Origin of the sequence: Streptomyces decoyicus (assembly GCF_019880305.1) — a bacterium.
In the GTDB taxonomy this organism is placed as follows: domain Bacteria; phylum Actinomycetota; class Actinomycetes; order Streptomycetales; family Streptomycetaceae; genus Streptomyces; species Streptomyces decoyicus.
This window is the reverse complement of sequence record NZ_CP082301.1, coordinates 4,313,725-4,333,371: the sequence shown is the minus strand read 5'-3', so window position 1 is coordinate 4,333,371 and position 19,647 is coordinate 4,313,725. Positions and strand designations below refer to the sequence as shown.

Here is a 19,647-nt window from a genome sequence, read left to right as displayed (position 1 = left end):
GATGAGGCGGGTGAGACCCCGCTCACGGTAGCGGCCGGTTGACAGCCGGAAGCGCTGAGTGCCCGCTTGAGCGTCCTGAGGCCCCTTCTCGGATATGGGGAGTCGGCGGACGCCAGTTCAGGGCGGCACATGACGACTCAGGTGCCTGCAAACCCCCATGAGTGTCAGCGCTACCGGTAGACTGGTGGCAATCCCGCCCACTTGCGGAACATGTCGAACGACGCAGCCGCTCCCGCCTGTCCTCCCAGGGGTGAATCCCACAGGCGCGGAAGGGCTCGTGCTGTGCCAGAAAGGGCGCTTCGTGGCCGACTCCGGCGACCTCAACGAGAACAACACGGCTTCTACTGAAGAGGGGGTTCCTGCCGGCGCCATGGGCGACTCCGCGGTGGAGAAGTCGTATGACGCCAGTGCGATCACCGTCCTCGAAGGCCTGGACGCGGTCCGCAAGCGCCCTGGCATGTACATCGGCTCGACGGGCGAGCGTGGTCTGCACCACCTCGTGCAAGAGGTCGTCGACAACTCCGTCGACGAGGCGCTGGCGGGCCACGCGGACACCATCGCGGTGACGCTCCTGGCGGACGGTGGCGTCCGCGTCGTCGACAACGGCCGCGGTATCCCGGTGGGCATCGTGCCGTCGGAGAACAAGCCGGCCGTCGAGGTCGTGATGACGGTGCTGCACGCCGGCGGCAAGTTCGGCGGCGGCGGCTACGCGGTCTCCGGTGGTCTGCACGGCGTGGGTGTCTCCGTCGTGAACGCCCTGTCGCAGCGGGTGGCGGTCGAGGTCCGCACGGACGGCTACCGCTGGACGCAGGAGTACAAGCTCGGTGTGCCGACCGCGCCGCTCGCCCAGAACGAGGCGACGGACGACACCGGCACGACCGTGACGTTCTGGGCCGACCCCGACATCTTCGAGACCACCACGTACAGCTTCGAGACGCTGTCGCGCCGCTTCCAGGAGATGGCGTTCCTCAACAAGGGTCTGACGATCGCGCTGACCGACGAGCGCCCGGACCATGTGGACGAGGAGGGCAAGCCGCTCTCGGTGCGGTACCACTACGAGGGCGGCATCGTCGACTTCGTGACGTACCTCAACTCGCGCAAGGGCGAGCTGGTGCACCCGACCGTGATCGCGGTGGAGGCGGAGGACAAGGAGCGCCAGCTCTCGGTCGAGCTCGCGATGCAGTGGAACACCCAGTACAGCGAGGGTGTCTACAGCTTCGCGAACATCATCCACACCCACGAGGGCGGTACCCACGAAGAGGGCTTCCGCGCCGCGCTGACGGGCCTGATCAACCGCTATGCGCGCGACAAGAAGCTGCTGCGCGAGAAGGACGACAACCTCACGGGTGAGGACATCCGCGAGGGTCTGACGGCGATCATCTCGGTCAAGCTCGCCGAGCCGCAGTTCGAGGGCCAGACCAAGACCAAGCTGGGCAACACCGAGGTGAAGACCTTCGTCCAGAAGGTGGTCTACGAGCACCTCACTGACTGGCTGGACCGCAACCCCAACGAGGCCGCGGACATCATCCGCAAGGGCATCCAGGCCGCGACCGCACGCGTGGCGGCCCGTAAGGCGCGCGATCTGACCCGCCGCAAGGGCCTGCTGGAGACGGCGTCGCTGCCGGGCAAGCTGAGCGACTGCCAGTCCAACGACCCGACCAAGTGCGAGATCTTCATCGTCGAGGGTGACTCCGCCGGCGGCTCGGCCAAGTCCGGCCGGAACCCGGAGTACCAGGCGATCCTCCCGATCCGAGGCAAGATCCTCAACGTCGAGAAGGCCAGGGTCGACAAGATCCTCCAGAACAACGAGGTCCAGGCGCTGATCTCGGCGTTCGGCACGGGCGTGCACGAGGACTTCGACATCGAGAAGCTCCGCTATCACAAGATCATCCTGATGGCGGACGCCGACGTCGACGGTCAGCACATCAACACCCTGCTGCTCACGTTCCTCTTCCGCTTCATGCGACCGCTGGTCGAGGCCGGGCACGTCTACCTCTCCCGCCCGCCGCTGTACAAGATCAAGTGGGGCCGGGACGACTTCGAGTACGCCTACTCCGACCCGGAGCGGGACGCGCTGATCGAGATCGGCAAGCAGAACGGCAAGCGGATCCGCGAGGACTCGATCCAGCGGTTCAAGGGTCTCGGTGAGATGAATGCCGAGGAGCTGCGCATCACGACCATGGACACCGACCACCGGGTCCTCGGTCAGGTCTCGCTGGACGACGCGGCCCGTGCGGACGACCTGTTCTCCGTGCTGATGGGCGAGGACGTCGAGGCGCGCCGCTCGTTCATCCAGCGCAACGCCAAGGACGTCCGCTTCCTCGACATCTGAGCCCTGTCGGCCCGTACACCAGCCGCAGCTCGAAAGGACTTTGAACCACCATGGCCGACGAAAACCCCCCTGTGACCCCGGACGGCGTGACCGCCGAGGGCGCGCCCGCCGCCATCGAAGGCGTGGGGATGCGTGTCGAGCCCGTCGGGCTCGAGACGGAGATGCAGCGCTCCTACCTCGACTACGCGATGTCCGTCATCGTCTCGCGTGCGCTGCCCGATGTGCGGGACGGCCTCAAGCCGGTGCACCGCCGTGTGCTGTACGCGATGTACGACGGCGGCTACCGCCCCGAGAAGGGCTTCTACAAGTGCGCCCGCGTCGTCGGCGACGTCATGGGTACGTACCACCCGCACGGCGACTCCTCGATCTACGACGCCCTGGTGCGTCTGGCGCAGCCGTGGTCGATGCGGATGCCGCTGGTGGACTCCAACGGCAACTTCGGCTCCCCGGGCAACGACCCGGCGGCGGCCATGCGGTACACCGAGTGCAAGATGAAGTCGCTGTCCATGGAGATGCTCCGGGACATCGACGAGGAGACCGTCGACTTCCAGGACAACTACGACGGCCGTAACCAGGAGCCCACGGTCCTGCCGGCGCGCTTCCCCAACCTGCTGATCAACGGCTCGGCCGGTATCGCGGTCGGTATGGCGACGAACATCCCGCCGCACAACCTGCGCGAGGTCGCGGCCGGTGCCCAGTGGGCGCTGGAGCACCCCGAAGCCTCCAACGAGGAGCTGCTGGAGGCGCTCATCGAGCGCATCAAGGGCCCCGACTTCCCCACCGGCGCTCTGGTCGTGGGCCGCAAGGGCATCGAGGAGGCCTACCGCACGGGCCGCGGCTCGATCACGATGCGCGCGGTGGTGGCGGTCGAGGAGATCCAGAACCGCCAGTGCCTGGTGGTCACGGAGCTGCCGTACCAGGTCAACCCGGACAACCTCGCGCAGAAGATCGCCGACCTGGTGAAGGACGGCAAGGTCGGCGGCATCGCGGACGTCCGCGACGAGACCTCCTCGCGTACGGGCCAGCGCCTGGTCATCGTCCTCAAGCGGGACGCGGTCGCCAAGGTCGTCCTCAACAACCTCTACAAGCACACCGATCTGCAGACCAACTTCGGCGCGAACATGCTGGCGCTGGTCGACGGTGTGCCGCGCACGCTCTCCCTGGACGCGTTCATCCGCAACTGGGTGACGCACCAGGTCGAGGTCATCGTCCGCCGGACGAAGTTCCGGCTGCGCAAGGCCGAGGAGCGGGCGCACATCCTGCGCGGTCTGCTCAAGGCGCTGGACGCCATCGACGAGGTCATCGCGCTGATCCGGCGCAGTGAGACGGTCGACGTGGCGCGCGAGGGCCTGATGGGCCTGCTGACGATCGACGAGATCCAGGCGAACGCGATCCTGGAGATGCAGCTGCGCCGGCTGGCCGCCCTGGAGCGCCAGAAGATCACGGCCGAGCACGACGAGCTGCAGCGCAAGATCAACGAGTACAACGCGATCCTGGCCTCCCCGGAGCGGCAGCGCCAGATCATCAGCGAGGAACTCGCCGCGATCGTCGAGAAGTTCGGCGACGACCGGCGCAGCAAGCTGGTGCCCTTCGAGGGCGACATGTCCATCGAGGACCTGATCGCCGAGGAGGACATCGTCGTCACGATCTCCCGTGGCGGCTATGTGAAGCGGACGAAGACCGACGACTACCGCTCGCAGAAGCGCGGCGGCAAGGGCGTACGGGGCACGAAGCTCAAGGAAGACGACATCGTCGACCACTTCTTCGTCTCCACCACCCACCACTGGCTGCTGTTCTTCACGAACAAGGGCCGGGTCTACCGCGCCAAGGCGTACGAGCTCCCCGACGCGGGGCGGGACGCGCGGGGTCAGCATGTGGCCAATCTCCTCGCCTTCCAGCCGGACGAGCAGATCGCGCAGATCCTGGCGATCCGCGACTACGAGGCCATGCCGTACCTGGTGCTCGCCACCAAGGCCGGCCTGGTGAAGAAGACGCCGCTCAAGGACTACGACTCGCCGCGCTCCGGTGGTGTCATCGCGATCAACCTGCGCGAGCAGGAGGACGGCACGGACGACGAGCTGATCGGCGCCGAGCTGGTGTCGGAGACCGACGACCTGCTGCTGATCAGCAAGAAGGCCCAGTCGATCCGCTTCACGGCGACCGACGAGGCGCTGCGCCCGATGGGCCGGGCCACCTCCGGTGTGAAGGGCATGAGCTTCCGCGAGGGCGATGAGCTGCTCTCGATGAACGTGGTTCGCGCCAACACCTACGTCTTCACCGCCACGGACGGCGGCTACGCCAAGCGCACCGCGGTCGACGAGTACCGCGTCCAGGGCCGCGGCGGTCTGGGCATCAAGGCCGCCAAGATCGTGGAGGACCGGGGTTCGCTGGTCGGCGCGCTGGTCGTCGAGGAGACCGACGAGATCCTCGCGGTGACGCTCGGCGGTGGCGTGATCCGTACGCGGGTCAACGAGGTGCGGGAGACCGGCCGTGACACCATGGGCGTCCAACTGATCAACCTGGGCAAGCGTGATGCCGTCGTCGGCATCGCATGGAACGCCGAGGCCGGTCGTGAAGCCGAAGAGGTCGACGGGGGCGAGATGCCCGACGAGACCGAAGCGGCCGAGGGGACCGTGCCCACGGAGACCGAGGGCGAGCAGCCCGCGGCGGAGTAGCACGAGGAGTAGGTCGTGAGTGGAGCCACGGGCGCTACAGCGGGTGGATCGGGAGCCGGGAAGGATTCCCCGTCCGGACCCGCGACCGTGACGGATGACAGCGCCCGTGGCTCCGCCGTTTCTGACACCGGCCCCCGGGACGAGGGCTCGCACCAGGGGGGACCCGTGACCGATACACGTCAGCCGCAGCCGCAGCCCCGGCAGCAGTCCCAGGGGCAGGCCGAGAGCGGCTCTCAGCAGCCGTATCAGCCGCCTCAGGCGTATCCCACCGGCGGTGGGCAGAGTGGCGGGCAGGCGGTGCGCCGGCCGCGTACGGGCGCCAGTACGGCCCCGCGGACCCGCAAGGCCCGGCTGCGGGTGGCACGCGCCGATCCGTGGTCGGTCATGAAGGTCAGCTTTCTGCTCTCCATCGCCCTGGGCATCTGCACGGTCGTGGCCGCCGCGGTGCTGTGGATGGTCATGAACGCGATGGGCGTCTTCTCCACGGTCGGCGGGACGATCAGCGAGGCCACCGGCTCCAGTGACGGGGCCGGCTTCGATCTCCAGTCGTTCCTCTCGCTGCCGCGGGTACTGCTGTTCACGTCGATCATCGCGGTGATCGACGTGGTGCTGGCAACCGCGCTGGCCACGCTCGGTGCCTTCATCTACAACCTGTCGGCGGGCTTCGTCGGCGGTGTGGAGCTCACCCTCGCCGAGGACGAGTGACCTCCTCACGGGAGGGCGTTCGGGAGGCTCCCGGAACCGATTTTGGGAACGCCTCTGAAGTGCGCTAATCTTTCGGTGCAGCGAACGCGCGGCTATAGCTCAGACGGTTAGAGCGCTTCCCTGATAAGGAAGAGGCCCCAGGTTCAAGTCCTGGTAGCCGCACTGCACAATCGGCCCGGCCGGGGAACTCCCCGGCCGGGCCGATTCGTTGTACGGAGGCGGAAGTTGGCTCGCGGCCCAAGCCCTCGGACGAGGTGTTGCCGACTGCGAGCTAGGTAACCGATCGGTATCGGCCGGTGTGTATCATCGGCCGACATAGGTCCCCTACGTCAACGAAAGACGAGGTCGCGCGGTGAAGAAGCTTCTCCTGGTCGCACTGGCCGCCATCGGCGGGCTCCTCGTGTACCGCCAGATCCAGGCGGATCGCGCCGAGCAGGATCTGTGGACGGAGGCGACCGACTCCGTGCCCGCAGGTTCGGGTGTCTGAGACCCCCCACAGTTCGTTCGTACGGACCCCGATTGCCCCTGGGTGATCGGGGTTTCGTGCGTCCGGGGGCGGGCTGGCGGCGCGGTCTGGGCCGGGGCGCCGGAGGTCGTGCCCGGGTGGCTGGTTCTCGTTGCAGGACCGTGACGGCAGCCCTCTTGAGTTTGCTATAGCACACCACTAGATTGCGGTAGCAAATTCTGTGATGTGTCCGGCAGGGCACAGGGGGGATCAGGACATGGCACAACGACCGTGCAGAGGGGCGGTGGCGGTACTCGGGGGGCTGTTGCCGGCCCTGATCATCGGGCCACTTCCGGCCACAGCGGCCACACCGGCCCGGGCGCAGGCCGCCGAGGGCACCGGGATGGTGATGGTGCTCGACTCGTCCGGCTCGATGGCGGGGGGCGACGGCTCCGGCAGCACCCGGATCGATTCCGCCCGTAAGGCCGTCGGCACGGTCGCCGACGCCCTGCCCGACGGCTACCCCACCGGCCTGCGGGTCTACGGTGCCGACAAGGCCAAGGGCTGTGACGACACCCGGCTCGCCCAGCCGGTCGCCGCCCTCGACCGGGCGGGCCTCAAGCGGGCGGTCGCGGCCGTCCGGCCCAAGGGTGACACCCCCATCGGGCTCTCCCTGCGCAAGGCGGCCGGCGACCTTCCCCGGCCCGTCGGCGGAGCGACCGGCAAGCGCACGATCCTGCTGATCTCCGATGGCGAGGACAACTGCCAGGCGCCGCCGCCCTGCAAGGTCGCCGCCCAACTCGCCGCATCCGGCGGCGATCTGCACATCGATGCCATCGGCTTCCAGGTGGCGGGCAAGGCCCGCGCACAGCTGGAGTGCATCGCGAAGGCCGGCAACGGGCGGTACTACGACGCCCCGGACGCCAGGGCGCTCGCCCGCCAGCTCCAGCGGGCCGGCCAACTCTCCGCGGACAGCTACCGCTTCAAGGGCAAGCAGATCCGCGGGACGACGACGCGGAGCGGTGCGCCCGGCATCGTCCCCGGGCAGTATCTGGACACCATCGGGCCCAACGAAGAGCGCTACTACGCCGCCGGCCTGGATGCCGTCTCGACGGCCGACTTCTCGGCGACCGTGGTGCCCCAGGCCGGCGCGGCCGTCGACTCCCTCGACATGCTGCGCACCCGCATCGCGTACGGCACCACCGGCTCCTGTGCTTCCACCTCCGAGATGTTCGGGCAGCACGAGGGTGCGACACCGCTGACCTCGGGCGTCAGCCGTATCCCCACGCAGGGTGGCAACGGCGGATGTGACAAGGCCGGGCGGTACTGGCTGGTCGTCGAGCGCAAGGCCGCCAAGGGGTCGGACGCCGCCCGGTGGCCGATGGAGCTGACGTTTCACGTGGAACATCCGCTGAAGAAGGGCGTCACGCCCGCACAGTCGGAGCCGGAGTACGGCGCGGGCGGCAAGGACGCCTCGCTGCCCACCACCGCGCCCCAGGACGTCACCGGCGGCACCGGCTTCAATGACGCCCGTACGCTGCACCAGGGCGTCTGGCGGGACAAGGTCCTGCCGGCGCAGACCCTTTGGTACAAGGTGCCGGTCGGCTGGGGCCAGCAACTGCGCTACGACGTGGAATTCGCCAACGAGCCGACGGTCAAGGGCTACAGCGCGCATACGTCCTACGGCGGTACCCAGGTCTACACACCGTTCCGCGCGCCGGTCGGCAGCGGTACCGGCCAGTTCAGTGCCCAGGTGTCCTACAACGGGCGGCTGGCGTCGCTCAGCATGGGGACGGTCCCGGTCGCCTGGACCAATCGCTACGAGACGCACCCCGATGTCGTCCCCGTGCACCGCAACGGCGACTTCTACCTCGCGGTGACGCTGGGCGCCAAGGCCGCCGAGATCGCGCAGCATCCGCAGATCGGTGTGGTGCTGCGGATCGCGGTGCTGGGCCAGGAGAAGAGCGGCCCGCAGGCCGGGGCGTCCGCGGTCCGGGCCGAGGTCTCCCCGGGCGATTCCGGGCGCTCGGCGGACGGCACGCCCGACGGCGGTGGAGGATGGTCCACAGGACGTGTGGTGGCCGTCGCCATCGGTGGAGTGGGCGTACTGCTGCTGGCCGGTCTCGCGGTGGCCTACGGGTGGGCTCGCAGGAAGCCGCAGGCCGGCGCCGGGAATTCCGATCCGATGAGGGGTGGCTCGTGGTGACGGGGCGCACGACGAACAGGGGCATGGCCGTACTGGCGGCGCTCGCCGTGGTGGCGATTCTGCCGGGGACGGTGGGCGTGGCCTCGGCCGAGTCCATACCCGGCTACCGGACGGGGGACGGCGCCACGGCGACCAAGGGCACCTCCAGCGCCGCGGATGCGCCGCAGCTCAAGCCCGGACTGCACACCGACTCCATCAAGCGCGGCGAGCAGAAGTACTACGCCGTCACCCTGGACGACAGGACCAGCGCGTACTTCTCGGCCGTCGCGGCGCCCAAGCCCGGCACCAAGGTCGAGGACTACGGCGACAAGCTGACCGTCAACGTCCAGGACAGCGACGGCACGACCTGCGGCACGGGAGCCAGCCCGTCCTTCAACGGCGGCGGCATGGCGTATCCGCTCGCCGACTACGCCACCCGTCGCATCGGCGCCGACCGGACGGAGTGCCAGAAGGCCGGCCCGTACTACCTGGTGATCACCCGCGAGGGGTCGACGACCTCCGGACCCGACCCCTGGCCCCTCGAACTGAACTACCTCGACGAGCCCCCGCTCAAGGGCAACACCCCCGCCCGGCCGGGCCAGGGCAGCTGGAGCACCACCACGCCGGCCCCGCGCACGGACGCCACCAAGCGCAGCGCCAAGGGCGGCACCGGTTTCAACGACGCGGGTTCGGTCGACACCGGTGTGTGGAAGGACCGGATCACGCCGGGCGAGACCCGGTTCTACCGCGTACCGGTGGACTGGGGACAGCGGCTCAACCTGAGCGCGGAGCTGCCGAACGCGTCCTCCGGAGCGGCCGGCTTCGTCACCAGGGTGCTCGGACTGGGTGTCTACAATCCGGCGCGCGGTGCGGTCGGCAACGTCAGCTTCGTCCCGTACACCGGCAAGCCGGCCACGGCGAAGCAGTTCACCGCGCCCGTCGACTACGGCAACCGTTTCAACGCGACCGACTCGGTCGGGGCGATGCGGTTCGCGGGCTGGTACTACCTCGAGGTCAGCCTGCACCCCGACGCCGCGAAGTATTTCCCCAAGGGCGCGGAGCTCACTCTCCGGGTGGATGTCCTTGGCGCCGCGAAGGAGGGGCCCGGCTACGCCGAGCCGACCGACACCTTCTCCGTCACGACCGAGGACCGGGAGACGGCGCACAACGGCCAGACCGCGCAGGACGCGGCGAAGAGCGGCACCCTGATGACGGTGGCCTACGCCGGCATCGGTACGGGGGTGGTGCTGCTGGCGGGGCTGGGGGCGTGGACGCTGATGGCGCGGCGGTCCCCGGCCGTTGCGGCGGGTGCGCCGCCCGGGCCGGCCGCGGCGGCCGGGCCGGGCGGTCAGCCCTCCCTGCCGGGACAGTCGACACAGACGACCCAACAGGCTCAGTCCAACCGGCAGTTCGGGCCGCCACAGGGCTGGTAGCGGGCTCCCGAGGGCACGGGCGGGCCCGTCTGGTGGTGCGCCCCATGGCGTCCCCTCAGACGGCCTCTCAGGCGGTCACCAGTGCCCAGACACCGACCGCGATGCACAGCAACGCCACGATCAGTACCGGGATCGCGACCTTCGGGGGCGGTCCCGGCTTCCTGTACGGGACGGGCGGCGCCGCGGCCTGGGCGTCGGCAGGGGCGCCGCCCGGGGCCTGTCCCGGGACCGGGAGCGGGCCCGCCGTATAGGGGCGGGTCGCGGACTCCGGGTGGACGGCGGCCGTGGGCACGTACGAGGGCGCCGGAGGCGGGGGAGGCGCCGGGCGCCCGCCGGACGCGGTGCCGGGTCCGGCCGGGGTGCCGTGCCCGGTGGGCGAACCGCCGTGGCCGGTAGGCGAACCGCCGTGCCCGGTGGGCGAGCCGTGGTGCCCCGTGGGCGAACCGCCGTGCCCCGTGGGCGTCTCGCCGTAGCCGGTGTGCCAGTCACCATGTCCCGTGGGCGTATCCCCGTGCCCCGTGGGCGAACCGCCATGGCCGGCAGTCGAACCGTCCGGCACCGGCACCGGCGGGGGCGTCGCCGAGGCGCCCGGCCCCGACGCGGTGCTCGGCTCCGGCGGCGCGAGCTGGAAACTTCCGGTGTCCGACATGGAGAGGTGCCCGGTGGCCGCCGTGCCTGCGGTGGCGCCGGCCGTCGCGGGTCCGTCGGCCTCCTTGGCACGCAGCGGGCCGTCGGGCCCGAAGCCGGCCGGCAGCGGGCCTATGTGGTCGAAGACCTCGACGATCTCTTCCTCGATCGTCGCGTCCGGCAGCAGCTCGACCGTCGCGATGACGGCCTTACGCGCCCCCGTGGCCGTCCTGAACCGGGCTTCCGGGTCGGGGTGCACCAAGGACGCCAGCACCTGCCACAGCGGCTCCGGCACCCCCTCGGGCGCGTTCGGGATGCCGTGCCGGGAGAAGTGCTGGATCAGGCCGTCGGCGTCCGGTTTGGTGCCGGTGATCAGATAGAGCGCGACCAGACCGACCGCGAACAGGTCCGCGGGGAAGTCGGGTTCGGCACCCAGCAGCTGCTCCGGTGCGAAGTAACCGGGCGTGCCCACCACGAGGTTGGTCTCGGTCAGCCGTGGCTCACCCTTGCGCATCGCGATGCCGAAGTCCGACAGCCGCAGATGCGGCCGGCCGGTACCGGTGGCCTCCAGCAGGATGTTCGCCGGCTTGATGTCCCGGTGCACCACGCCCTCCGCATGCACCGCGGTCAGCCCGGCCAGCAGCTGGTCCAGGAGGAGGCACACGAACCGCGGCGGCAGCGGGCCGTAATCCCCGATCAGATGCGCCAGCGAGCCGCCGTTCACCAGATCCATGGTGAACAGCACCTTGTCGTCGTCCGCGGCCCAGCTCGCCGGGGCCAGCACATGCGGATGGTCGATCCGCAGGGCCTGTTCACGGACGAAGCGCAGCAGTGTGTGCGCGTCGCTCTGCTGCAGCACCTTGGCGGCAACGTAGCGGCGTCGCCGGGCGTCCCAGGCGCGCCAGACCGCGCCCACCCCACCCCGACCGATCGGGTCGATCAGTTCATACCGACCGGCGAAGATCTCACCCATTGCGCCCCGTCCGCCTTCTGAACTCGCAACGTCCCCTGTGGCTAACTCTGGTGCGCCTCGTAGTGGGCGACCGCGTCCGCGGTACGACCGGCACCGTAGACCCGGAGGAACTCTGCCAGTTCGGGGTGAGCGGGGGCGAGGGTGTTCGCCGCATCGATGATGTCCCCGGCGTCGGAGACGGACCGCAGCAGCGACTGGATCTCCCGTACCACGCGCCGCACCGTGGTCGCCCCCGTCGACGACGTCTGCTGTGCGGTGTTGTTGAGCACCGAACCCCCCGCCGTCTTCTTGATCTCTTCCATGCGGTCGGTGGCCTCGCCGGCGCTGACGCTGCCGTCGGCGACCTGGCCGGCCAGATCCTGCAGCGCCTGCACCCGCTGCACCACGGCCGGGTTGCCTATCTTCGCGCGCTGTCCGCTCATCAGCTGCGACAGCATCGGGGCCGACAGACCGAGCACAGCGGCGAGCCGGGCCTGGTTGAGACCGAGATCGTCGATGAGACGGCGGAACAGCGCACCCAGAGGCTCTCCGTACCAACTGCGCTGAAGTTCCCGGGCCCGTGCGGTGGCTTCCTGCTGTGCTGCGTCCATACCGTCTCCCCTGTCTCCCCGGTCGCTTCGCTGCCGCGAATCTCGCGAAGCATCCTACGGAGAGCGACGGTGTGCGGCGATACCCGGTCGGGAAAGCGGTCGGACACCGGGTACCCTGGTCGGCGAAGGGGCCTTAGCTCAGTTGGTAGAGCGCTGTCTTTGCATGGCAGATGTCAGGGGTTCGACTCCCCTAGGCTCCACTCCCAAAGCCCTTCGGATCGGCGTCGTCGCTGGTCAGGAGGGCTTTTGCGTTTCCTGACGAGACGTCGGCCCGCTCGCCGCGGCAGCTTTGCCGGCCCTACGCGACCGGGCCGCGCCCGCCACCCCTCGTACGGGGTGGGGACACGGCCCGGTGATGTTGCGGCGGTCCGCGGTCAGGCGGTGGTGCCGCCGCCGCGTTCGTCGGCCTCGGCCTCGGCCTGCTTGGCCTGGACGTCGGGGTCGAGCGAGGCGCCCTCGCTGCCGTCGACCGCGCTCAGCCGACCTCGGTCGCTGACCTCGGTGGGGGCCGGCGGCTCGACCAGCCAGTCAGGGTTGGCCTGCTTGTCCCACCACTTCCAGGCGGCGACCGCGCCGCCGGCCAGGATGCCCAGCACGGTGAGGCGCTTGGCGAGCTTGCCGCACTTGGCCCGTCGGCTGTGCTTCTTCTGGAGCTTGGCGATCTCGGCGGCCGTCACCTGGCCGCGGAGTGCGGCGAGCGCGGCGGTACCGCGGGCCAGCGCTTCCTCGCGTACGGGTTCGGCCGCGGCACGCGCGTGGGTCACGGCGTGCTCCAGCCGCGGTGCCGTGTAGTCGGCCGCCTGGCGGGCCGCCTTACGGGTCCGGCAGGCCGCCCGGGTCGCGGCCGCGTCCACCTTGGGCGGCAGCGTGCCACGGGCGTGTTCGATACGAGGGTGCAGATGGGCGTCGTACTGCGCACGTGCCTGGTGGGCGGCCTCGGCCACCTTGGGAGCCGCTCGCGTCCGGGCCTCGTGAGCGAAGTGCACGGCGGCGTCCTTGGCCGTACCGGCATAAGGAGCTACCACCTCCGCGGCGTGCCGCACGCTGTCCTTGGCCGTACCGGTCGCGGCGCGCACGCTGTCCTTGCGGGTCACGGGATCCTCCTCCTCGGTGGCGTGTCCGGGGCTTGGGGGGCTGGTCCCCCATGTCTGCTGTGTCGCCTGTCCACCCGTTTGAAGATCATGCCCGCTCATGCGCCGTACGGCATGTGCGAGCGGGCATCCGGGTCATTGCGGACCTTCCGGAGCCTTCTTGACGACAATGCCACGATTTGCCGCTCCGGGCGCAGGAAATCAGCACGAAAGATGTCAGGAAGCGAGGTCCGGGCGACGCGCGCGAGGCCGTGTGAGGCTCGTGGGGGCGGTTGTGGCCGGGCGAGGGTGAAAAGCGGCGCGAAGCTCTGTGCGGGGCCGTGGTCGGACGATTGGAGGGCCGGTCCGTGCGAGGATCGGGAACCGTCAGCGAAGACTTATGGAAGGTAGATCGTGGCTGAGCAGCTCTACGCCACCCTGAAGACGAATCAGGGCGACATCGAGATTCGGCTCCTGCCGAACCATGCACCCAAGACGGTCAAGAACTTCGTCGAGCTCGCCAAGGGCGAGCGGGAGTGGACCCACCCGGCGACCGGCAAGAAGTCCACGGACCGGCTGTACGACGGCACCGTCTTCCACCGGGTGATCAGCGGTTTCATGATCCAGGGCGGCGACCCGCTGGGCAACGGCACCGGCGGCCCCGGTTACGAGTTCGGGGACGAGTTCCACCCCGACCTGGCCTTCAACAAGCCGTACCTGCTGGCCATGGCCAACGCCGGTCCGGGCACCAACGGCTCGCAGTTCTTCATCACCGTCGGGGCGACCGCGTGGCTGACCGGCAAGCACACCATCTTCGGTGAGGTCAGCAACGAGGCGAGCAAGAAGGTCGTCGACGCCATCGCCGGCACCCAGACCAACCCGCGCACCGACCGTCCCGTCCAGGACGTCGTCATCGAGTCGGTGGTCGTCGAGACCCGCTGAGCCGCCTCTTGTGCCCCGGCCAGGTCCGGGGAACCATTGCGCCCCGCCCGGTCGTACATCAGGCGGGGCGCGAGGCTCGTCCAGGGCCGGGCGGGCGGGTGGAGCGTGGAAGCGCCCGGACGGAGAAGAGGACGAGGGGACGGATGGACCAGGTGCCAGGCAGCCCACAGAAGCCGCAGGACGCGCAGGGGAATGACGGCCTGCCGGGCTGCTACCGCCACCCGGATCGCCCGACCGGCATCCGCTGTACCCGCTGTGACAAGCCGATATGCCCCGAGTGCATGGTCAGCGCCTCGGTCGGCTTCCAGTGCCCGGACTGTGTACGCGGCGGCAGCGGCACGGGCCATGCACCGCAGGCGACGGCGCCGCGCACGATCGCGGGCGGCACGATCGCGGCCGATCCGCGGCTGGTCACCAAGATCCTTCTGGGCCTGAACCTCGCCGTCTTCATCGCCGTGCTGGCGACCGGCGACGAGCTGGTCAACCGGCTCGATCTGCTCGGGCTCGCCTTCGACCCGGGCCGCTATCAGCTCGTCGGCGTCGCCGAGGGCGAGTGGTACCGCCTGCTGACCGCGATGTTCCTGCACCAGCAGATCGCGCACATCGCCTTCAACATGCTGTCGCTGTGGTGGCTGGGGCCGCCCCTGGAAGCGGCGCTCGGCCGGCTGCGGTTCATCGCGCTCTACATGCTCTCCGGCCTGGGCGGCAGCGCGCTCTCGTATCTCCTCGCCGCGCAGAACCAGCCCTCGCTGGGTGCGTCCGGCGCGATCTTCGGGCTGCTCGGCGCCACGGCGATACTGCTGCGGCGGCTGAATTACGACATGAAGCCGGTGCTGATCCTGCTCGGCCTCAACCTGGTCTTCACGTTCCTGTGGCCGAACATCGCCTGGCAGGCCCATGTCGGCGGCCTGGTCGTGGGTGCCGCGGTGGCGTTCGGGATGGTGCATGCGCCGCGTGACCGCCGGACCCTGGTGCAGGCCGCGACGTGTGTGGTCGCGCTGCTCGCGGTCGGCGCGGTGGTGTGGGTACGGACCGTTCTGCTGGCGGCCTGAGGAGCCCGGCGCGTCAAGTTGTCCACAGTGCGTGGCCGATCTTGTGCATGCTGTGCGGCACGTCCGCCCCGGGCCACCCTGACCTGCGTTTCCCCAGCAAGGATGCGGGCAGACGCAGGCCGGGCGGGGGTGCCGCCGATCACACCGGCGTCAACCTCCGGAAGGTTATCCACAGATCTTCTGAAGTTTTCCCCGGCTGTGGATAACCGTGTGGATGGCCTTGGGTAGGGCTTGCGCTACTTCCACTGGGTGGATACGCCGAAGCCCACCGCGATGAAGCCGAAGCCGCACACGATGTTCCAGTTGCCCATGGCCGCGATCGGCAGATCGCCCTCGGACACGTAGAACATCACGATCCACACCAGCCCGATCAGGAACATCGCCAGCATCAGCGGCGCCACCCACCCGCGGCCTGAGCTCATCTTCAGGTTGGTGGTCTTCGCCGGCGGCGGCGTGAAGTCGTCCTTTTTGCGGATCCGTGACTTCGGCACGAGGAACTCTCCTGTCGATGCGCTGCTCCCCCGCCCTCAACCAGGCTTGAGCGGGCGGTGCCCCCATTGGCGGGGAGGTACGAGGTGTGCCGGGGCACGGACGAGGTGGGGAGCGGATTCCTTTTCCCGGGCGTCCGTTAGCGTAGTGCTTCCGCGGCGCCGTAAGGAGTAAGGGTACGTTGAGCAATTCCGCTGACCCCCCCGACCGCCCCACTCGCCCCCGTCTGCGGCCCGTGCGGATTCTCACCCTGATTGTGTTCGCGCTCGCCGGGCTGCTGTTCTGGCTGAGCTTCGACACCGCGCGGGGCACGAATCTGCGCTCGGACGACTCGATGCTGCGGCTGTCCGACCTCATCCAGGAACGCAGCCACAAAAACGGCTCCCAGGACGACCGCAACGCCACCCTGAGGGAGGATGTCGACGCCCTCGCGCGGCGCGACAACGGCAACTCCGAGGCCGAGGAAGCCAAGGTCAAGGGGCTGGAGAAGAGTGCCGGCACCAAGCCGGTGAAGGGCCAGGGCGTGACGGTCACGCTCACCGACGCCCCGCCGAACGCCGCCGCCAAGATCCCTGGGGTGCCCGAGCCGCAGCCCAACGACCTGGTCATCCACCAGCAGGACCTGCAGGCCGTGGTGAACGCCCTGTGGCAGGGCGGCGCCAAGGGCATCAAGGTCATGGACCAGCGGCTGATCTCCACCAGCGCGGTGCGCTGTGTCGGCAACACCCTGATCCTCCAGGGCCGGGTCTACTCCCCGCCGTACAAGGTCACCGCCGTCGGCAACCGCGAGGCCCTCACCAACGCGCTGACGGCCTCGCCCGCCATCCAGAACTACCTCCAGTATGTGAACGCCTACGGCCTGGGCTGGAAAGTCGACCAGCACGAAGCGGTGACTCTTCCCGGCTACTCCGGCACAGTGGATCTCCACTACGCACAGCCTGTGAAGCCGTAGCCCGCACGCCGCGGGGCGGCGGGAGGGGCGGGGCAGGATGACGCTGCGGGGCCGGACAGCGGTGCGGTGGATCGTGCGGACGCTCAGCGAAATCTGCGTCACCGTCGGCGCGCTGATCGTGATGTTCGTGGTCTATGTCCTCTTCTGGACCGGCGTACGTGCCGACAGCGCCATGGACGGCGAGATCGGCAAGCTCCAGCACCAGTGGTCCACGGGCTCCGTCACCGGCCCCGGCGGCGAGCAGACCCCCGACCGGAAGCCGGCCCCCGGCAGCACGTCCGCACCGGCCGAGCCGCCCCGCCGCTACACACCGGGTGCTTCCTTCGCCGTCATGTACATCCCGCGTCTGGGGGCCGACTGGGCCAAGCCCGTGCTAGAGGGCACCGCGACCGACGTCCTCAAGCGTGGCCTCGGCCACTACGACCGCACCGCGCGCCTGGGCGAGACCGGCAACTTCTCCGTCGCAGGCCACCGCCGCACCTACGGCGACCCCTTCAAGGACTTCCCACGGCTGCGCCCCGGCGACGCCGTGGTGCTGACCGACGGTACGACCTGGTTCACCTACCGCATCGACAACCGGCCCTATACGACGCTGCCCGCCGACACCGGGGTGATCGACCCCGTACCGCGGAAATCCGGCTTCAACGGCCCCGGACGCTATCTCACGCTGACGACCTGCGAGCCGGAATGGGGCCACAGCCACCGGCTGATCGCCTGGGCACACCTGGATTCCACCCAACCCGCGGCGCAGGGAAGGCCATCGGCTTTGACCGGCTGACCCCCCTGTGCCCGCCCTCGCCCCTTACTCTGGTGTCGCAATCGACATCGTCATCGGCATCGGCAAGGGGACAGCGACAGCATGTACGGCTGGATCTGGCGGCATCTGCCGGGCAACACGTGGGTGAAGGCGCTGATTTCACTGGTGCTCGCGCTGGCGGTCGTCTTCGTACTCTTCCAGTACGTCTTTCCGTGGGCGGAGCCCTTGCTCCCCTTCAATGACGTCACTGTCGACCAAGGGATGGCAGCCGTCCGATGACCGCACGGATTCTCGTCGTCGACAACTACGACAGCTTCGTCTTCAACCTCGTCCAGTACCTCTATCAGCTGGGTGCCGAATGTGAGGTGCTCCGCAACGACGAGGTCGCGCCGCGGCATGCCCAGGACGGCTTCGACGGGGTGCTGCTGTCGCCCGGTCCCGGCACCCCCGAGCAGGCCGGCGTCTGCGTCGACATGGTCCGGCACTGCGCGGAGACCGGCGTCCCGGTCTTCGGTGTGTGCCTGGGCATGCAGTCGATGGCGGTCGCGTACGGCGGTGTGGTGGACCGTGCGCCGGAACTGCTGCACGGCAAGACCTCGTTCGTCACCCACGAAGGCGCCGGCGTCTTCTCCGGTCTGCCGTCCCCCTTCACCGCCACCCGCTACCACTCCCTGTCCGTCGAAACGGCCACCGTCCCCGACGAGCTGATCGTCACCGCCTGGACGGTGTCCGAGGACGCCCCCGGCGGACGGATCGCCATGGGCCTGCGGCACCGCGAACTTCCGGTCGAGGGCGTGCAGTTCCACCCCGAATCGGTCCTGACGGAGTGGGGGCACCTGATGCTCGCCAACTGGCTCGTCGAGTGCGGCGACAAGGGAGCGGTGGAGCGCTCTACGGGGCTGGCCCCGGTGGTCGGCAAGGCCGGCGCGTGACCGACCTACGCCCCGAGCGTGAAGGGAGATCCTCCGAGCCGAACGACCCGCAGCAGTCGTACGCGCCGCAGGAGCCGCACGGACCACAGGATCCGTACGGGTACCCCGATGCGTTCGAGGCGGCGGTGGAGCAGCTCGACGACCCGTTGAACGATCCACTGCCGGGCCATGCGGCACCGACGCCCGCGCCCGGTCCGTACGGGCAGCCGGGCCGGGGGCGACGACGGGGCAAGGCGGCTCAGGAGGGCGGGGCGCAGGGTTCTCCGTGGTTCCGCCCGCATGTGGAGCCGGAACGCCCGTCCCGGCCGGACCGCCAGTCCTACGGCGCCGAGACGGCCGCCTACGGCCAGGGATATGGCTCGGGCCATGACTCCCGCCCCGCGTCGACCGAGCCGATATCCCAGCGCTATGCCGCGCCGGAGGCACCGGTACCGCCTGCCCCCGCGCCGGCCGTGAGTCCCGCTCCGGCCGCGGCAACTGCTCCCACGCCGTGGCTGGACGACAACGAGACCATGGCGCTGCGTCACGCCGAGGAGCCCGGCGAGACCGTTTCACGTGAAACCGAGGACCCGGTTTCACGTGAAACCGACACGTCGGATGCAGCGAACCCGGCCTCCGGAGGCCGAGCGGCCCGGCGCAAGGCCGCTCAGGAGGCCGCCAAGCGCGGCGGCAGGCGCGGACGCCACAGCGGTGCGGCCGCCACCACAGCGGCTGCTGCGACCGCATCTGAAGGGGCGTCCGCCCCCATGTCCCGGCTGGAGGCCCGGCAGGCCGCGCGAGCCGCCAAGGACAGCCCCAGCCTGATCGCCAGCCGCGCGCTGGGCGAAGTGTTCATCACCCTCGGCGTGCTGATGCTGCTGTTCGTCACCTATCAGCTGTGGTGGACGAATGTGATGGCCGAGCAGGAGGCGGGCGGCGCCGCCAACAACCTTCAGCACGAGTGGGACAAGGGCGGCGGCGAGAAGAAGAATCTCGCGGACGGCGAGCGCTTCGGGATCATGTATATCCCCAAGCTCGATGTGAAGGCGCCGATAGCCGAGGGGATCGACAAGCACAAGGTGCTGGACCACGGCATGGTCGGGCACTACGACAAGAACAGCGGGATCAAGACGGCGATGCCCTGGGACAAGAAGGGCAACTTCGCGGTGGCGGCCCATCGCAACACTCACGGTGAGCCGTTCCGCTACGTCAACCGCCTCACCAAGGGCGACAAGATCATCGTTGAGACGAAGAGCTCGTACTACACGTACGAGATGGAGAGCATCCTCCCGCAGACGTCTCCGAGCAACACCAGCGTGATCGGCCCCGTGCCGCCCGGTTCGGGATTCACCGGGCCCGGCCGCTACATCACCCTGACGACGTGTACTCCCGAGTTCACCAGTACCTTTCGGATGATCGTCTGGGGCAAAATGGTCGACGAGCGGCCGCGGAGCAAGGGCAAACCGGATGCGCTCGCCGGCTGAGCCAACATAAGAGGGGTGCAACGCG

At 69.3% G+C, this 19,647-nt stretch carries 17 protein-coding genes and 2 tRNA genes; 15 read left to right on the top strand and 4 right to left on the bottom strand.

What is annotated here, in order from left to right; genetic code table 11:
* The first annotated feature begins 277 nt into the window (after nucleotides 1-277).
* The 7 genes from gyrB (at nucleotide 278) to K7C20_RS18980 (ending at nucleotide 9,775) form a co-directional block, all read left to right on the top strand.
* Nucleotides 278-2,332, top strand: coding sequence for a DNA topoisomerase (ATP-hydrolyzing) subunit B (gene gyrB, locus K7C20_RS19010; protein ID WP_030075705.1), 2,055 nt, complete (start codon nucleotides 278-280; stop codon nucleotides 2,330-2,332).
* A 50-nt stretch (nucleotides 2,333-2,382) separates the two neighbouring features.
* Nucleotides 2,383-5,007 carry a DNA gyrase subunit A gene (gene gyrA, locus K7C20_RS19005; RefSeq protein ID WP_030075703.1) on the top strand — a complete coding sequence of 875 codons (2,625 nt, stop codon included), beginning with the start codon at nucleotides 2,383-2,385 and terminating at the stop codon, nucleotides 5,005-5,007.
* A 15-nt stretch (nucleotides 5,008-5,022) separates the two neighbouring features.
* Entirely contained in the window at nucleotides 5,023-5,712 is a 690-nt protein-coding gene (locus K7C20_RS19000; RefSeq protein WP_078953553.1) for a DUF3566 domain-containing protein, read from the top strand.
* Nucleotides 5,713-5,800: 88 nt separating this feature from the next.
* Nucleotides 5,801-5,874: transfer RNA gene (locus K7C20_RS18995), tRNA-Ile, on the top strand.
* Nucleotides 5,875-6,064: 190 nt separating this feature from the next.
* Nucleotides 6,065-6,199 carry a DLW-39 family protein gene (locus K7C20_RS18990; protein ID WP_003958712.1) on the top strand — a complete coding sequence of 45 codons (135 nt, stop codon included), beginning with the start codon at nucleotides 6,065-6,067 and terminating at the stop codon, nucleotides 6,197-6,199.
* Nucleotides 6,200-6,434: 235 nt separating this feature from the next.
* The gene (locus K7C20_RS18985; RefSeq protein WP_030075699.1) at nucleotides 6,435-8,363 is read left to right on the top strand and encodes a vWA domain-containing protein; all 1,929 of its coding nucleotides are present in this window, start codon (nucleotides 6,435-6,437) and stop codon (nucleotides 8,361-8,363) included.
* Nucleotides 8,364-8,386: 23 nt separating this feature from the next.
* Nucleotides 8,387-9,775 carry a hypothetical protein gene (locus K7C20_RS18980; protein WP_245171775.1) on the top strand — a complete coding sequence of 463 codons (1,389 nt, stop codon included), beginning with the start codon at nucleotides 8,387-8,389 and terminating at the stop codon, nucleotides 9,773-9,775.
* 67 nt (nucleotides 9,776-9,842) lie between these two features.
* Here the strand turns inward: K7C20_RS18980 and K7C20_RS18975 are convergent, their stop codons facing one another.
* The gene (locus K7C20_RS18975) at nucleotides 9,843-11,375 is read right to left on the bottom strand and encodes a serine/threonine-protein kinase (protein ID WP_053210250.1); all 1,533 of its coding nucleotides are present in this window, start codon (nucleotides 11,373-11,375) and stop codon (nucleotides 9,843-9,845) included.
* A gap of 41 nt (nucleotides 11,376-11,416) precedes the next feature.
* Nucleotides 11,417-11,965, bottom strand: a complete 549-nt coding sequence (locus tag K7C20_RS18970) for a helix-turn-helix domain-containing protein (protein WP_030075693.1) — start codon at nucleotides 11,963-11,965, stop codon at nucleotides 11,417-11,419.
* Between the two features lie 127 nt (nucleotides 11,966-12,092).
* On the opposite strand from K7C20_RS18970, the gene K7C20_RS18965 reads away from it, so the two are divergent.
* Nucleotides 12,093-12,165, top strand: a tRNA-Ala gene (locus K7C20_RS18965).
* Nucleotides 12,166-12,339: 174 nt separating this feature from the next.
* Here K7C20_RS18965 and K7C20_RS18960 read toward each other — a convergent pair.
* Complete coding sequence (locus tag K7C20_RS18960; protein WP_053210249.1) at nucleotides 12,340-13,059, bottom strand: DUF5324 family protein; 720 nt, start codon at nucleotides 13,057-13,059, stop codon at nucleotides 12,340-12,342.
* Between the two features lie 390 nt (nucleotides 13,060-13,449).
* Between K7C20_RS18960 and K7C20_RS18955 the strand changes: the two genes are divergently transcribed.
* Nucleotides 13,450-13,977 carry a peptidylprolyl isomerase gene (locus K7C20_RS18955; RefSeq protein WP_030075689.1) on the top strand — a complete coding sequence of 176 codons (528 nt, stop codon included), beginning with the start codon at nucleotides 13,450-13,452 and terminating at the stop codon, nucleotides 13,975-13,977.
* Nucleotides 13,978-14,120: 143 nt separating this feature from the next.
* Nucleotides 14,121-15,029, top strand: a complete 909-nt coding sequence (locus K7C20_RS18950) for a rhomboid family intramembrane serine protease (protein ID WP_030075687.1) — start codon at nucleotides 14,121-14,123, stop codon at nucleotides 15,027-15,029.
* A gap of 236 nt (nucleotides 15,030-15,265) precedes the next feature.
* On the opposite strand, the gene crgA is transcribed toward K7C20_RS18950, so the two are convergent.
* Nucleotides 15,266-15,520, bottom strand: coding sequence for a cell division protein CrgA (gene crgA, locus K7C20_RS18945; RefSeq protein ID WP_018092078.1), 255 nt, complete (start codon nucleotides 15,518-15,520; stop codon nucleotides 15,266-15,268).
* Nucleotides 15,521-15,699: 179 nt separating this feature from the next.
* Between crgA and K7C20_RS18940 the strand changes: the two genes are divergently transcribed.
* The 5 genes from K7C20_RS18940 (at nucleotide 15,700) to K7C20_RS18920 (ending at nucleotide 19,622) form a co-directional block, all read left to right on the top strand.
* A complete protein-coding gene (locus tag K7C20_RS18940) occupies nucleotides 15,700-16,470 on the top strand; it encodes a DUF881 domain-containing protein (protein WP_030075683.1) in 771 nt (256 codons plus the stop codon).
* A 37-nt stretch (nucleotides 16,471-16,507) separates the two neighbouring features.
* Nucleotides 16,508-17,248 (top strand): class E sortase, encoded by a 741-nt coding sequence (locus K7C20_RS18935; RefSeq protein ID WP_030075681.1) that lies wholly within the window; start codon nucleotides 16,508-16,510, stop codon nucleotides 17,246-17,248.
* Between the two features lie 81 nt (nucleotides 17,249-17,329).
* Nucleotides 17,330-17,506, top strand: coding sequence for a hypothetical protein (locus K7C20_RS18930; protein WP_006604449.1), 177 nt, complete (start codon nucleotides 17,330-17,332; stop codon nucleotides 17,504-17,506).
* Entirely contained in the window at nucleotides 17,503-18,159 is a 657-nt protein-coding gene (locus tag K7C20_RS18925) for an aminodeoxychorismate/anthranilate synthase component II (protein WP_030075679.1), read from the top strand. The genes K7C20_RS18930 and K7C20_RS18925 overlap by 4 nt, the downstream gene beginning before the upstream one ends.
* Nucleotides 18,156-19,622 carry a class E sortase gene (locus K7C20_RS18920; protein ID WP_053210248.1) on the top strand — a complete coding sequence of 489 codons (1,467 nt, stop codon included), beginning with the start codon at nucleotides 18,156-18,158 and terminating at the stop codon, nucleotides 19,620-19,622. The genes K7C20_RS18925 and K7C20_RS18920 overlap by 4 nt, the downstream gene beginning before the upstream one ends.
* The last annotated feature ends 25 nt before the right edge of the window (nucleotides 19,623-19,647 follow it).

Excerpts from the sequence above, each read along its gene's own strand:
- gyrA (WP_030075703.1), top strand. The coding sequence starts at position 2,383 with ATGGCCGACGAAAACCCCCCTGTGACCCCGGACGGCGTGACCGCCGAG.
- K7C20_RS18985 (WP_030075699.1), top strand. The coding sequence starts at position 6,435 with ATGGCACAACGACCGTGCAGAGGGGCGGTGGCGGTACTCGGGGGGCTG.
- K7C20_RS18980 (WP_245171775.1), top strand. The coding sequence starts at position 8,387 with ATGGCCGTACTGGCGGCGCTCGCCGTGGTGGCGATTCTGCCGGGGACG.
- K7C20_RS18975 (WP_053210250.1), bottom strand. The coding sequence starts at position 11,375 with ATGGGTGAGATCTTCGCCGGTCGGTATGAACTGATCGACCCGATCGGT.
- K7C20_RS18970 (WP_030075693.1), bottom strand. The coding sequence starts at position 11,965 with ATGGACGCAGCACAGCAGGAAGCCACCGCACGGGCCCGGGAACTTCAG.
- K7C20_RS18950 (WP_030075687.1), top strand. The coding sequence starts at position 14,121 with ATGGACCAGGTGCCAGGCAGCCCACAGAAGCCGCAGGACGCGCAGGGG.
- K7C20_RS18935 (WP_030075681.1), top strand. The coding sequence starts at position 16,508 with ATGACGCTGCGGGGCCGGACAGCGGTGCGGTGGATCGTGCGGACGCTC.
- K7C20_RS18930 (WP_006604449.1), top strand. The coding sequence starts at position 17,330 with ATGTACGGCTGGATCTGGCGGCATCTGCCGGGCAACACGTGGGTGAAG.
- K7C20_RS18925 (WP_030075679.1), top strand. The coding sequence starts at position 17,503 with ATGACCGCACGGATTCTCGTCGTCGACAACTACGACAGCTTCGTCTTC.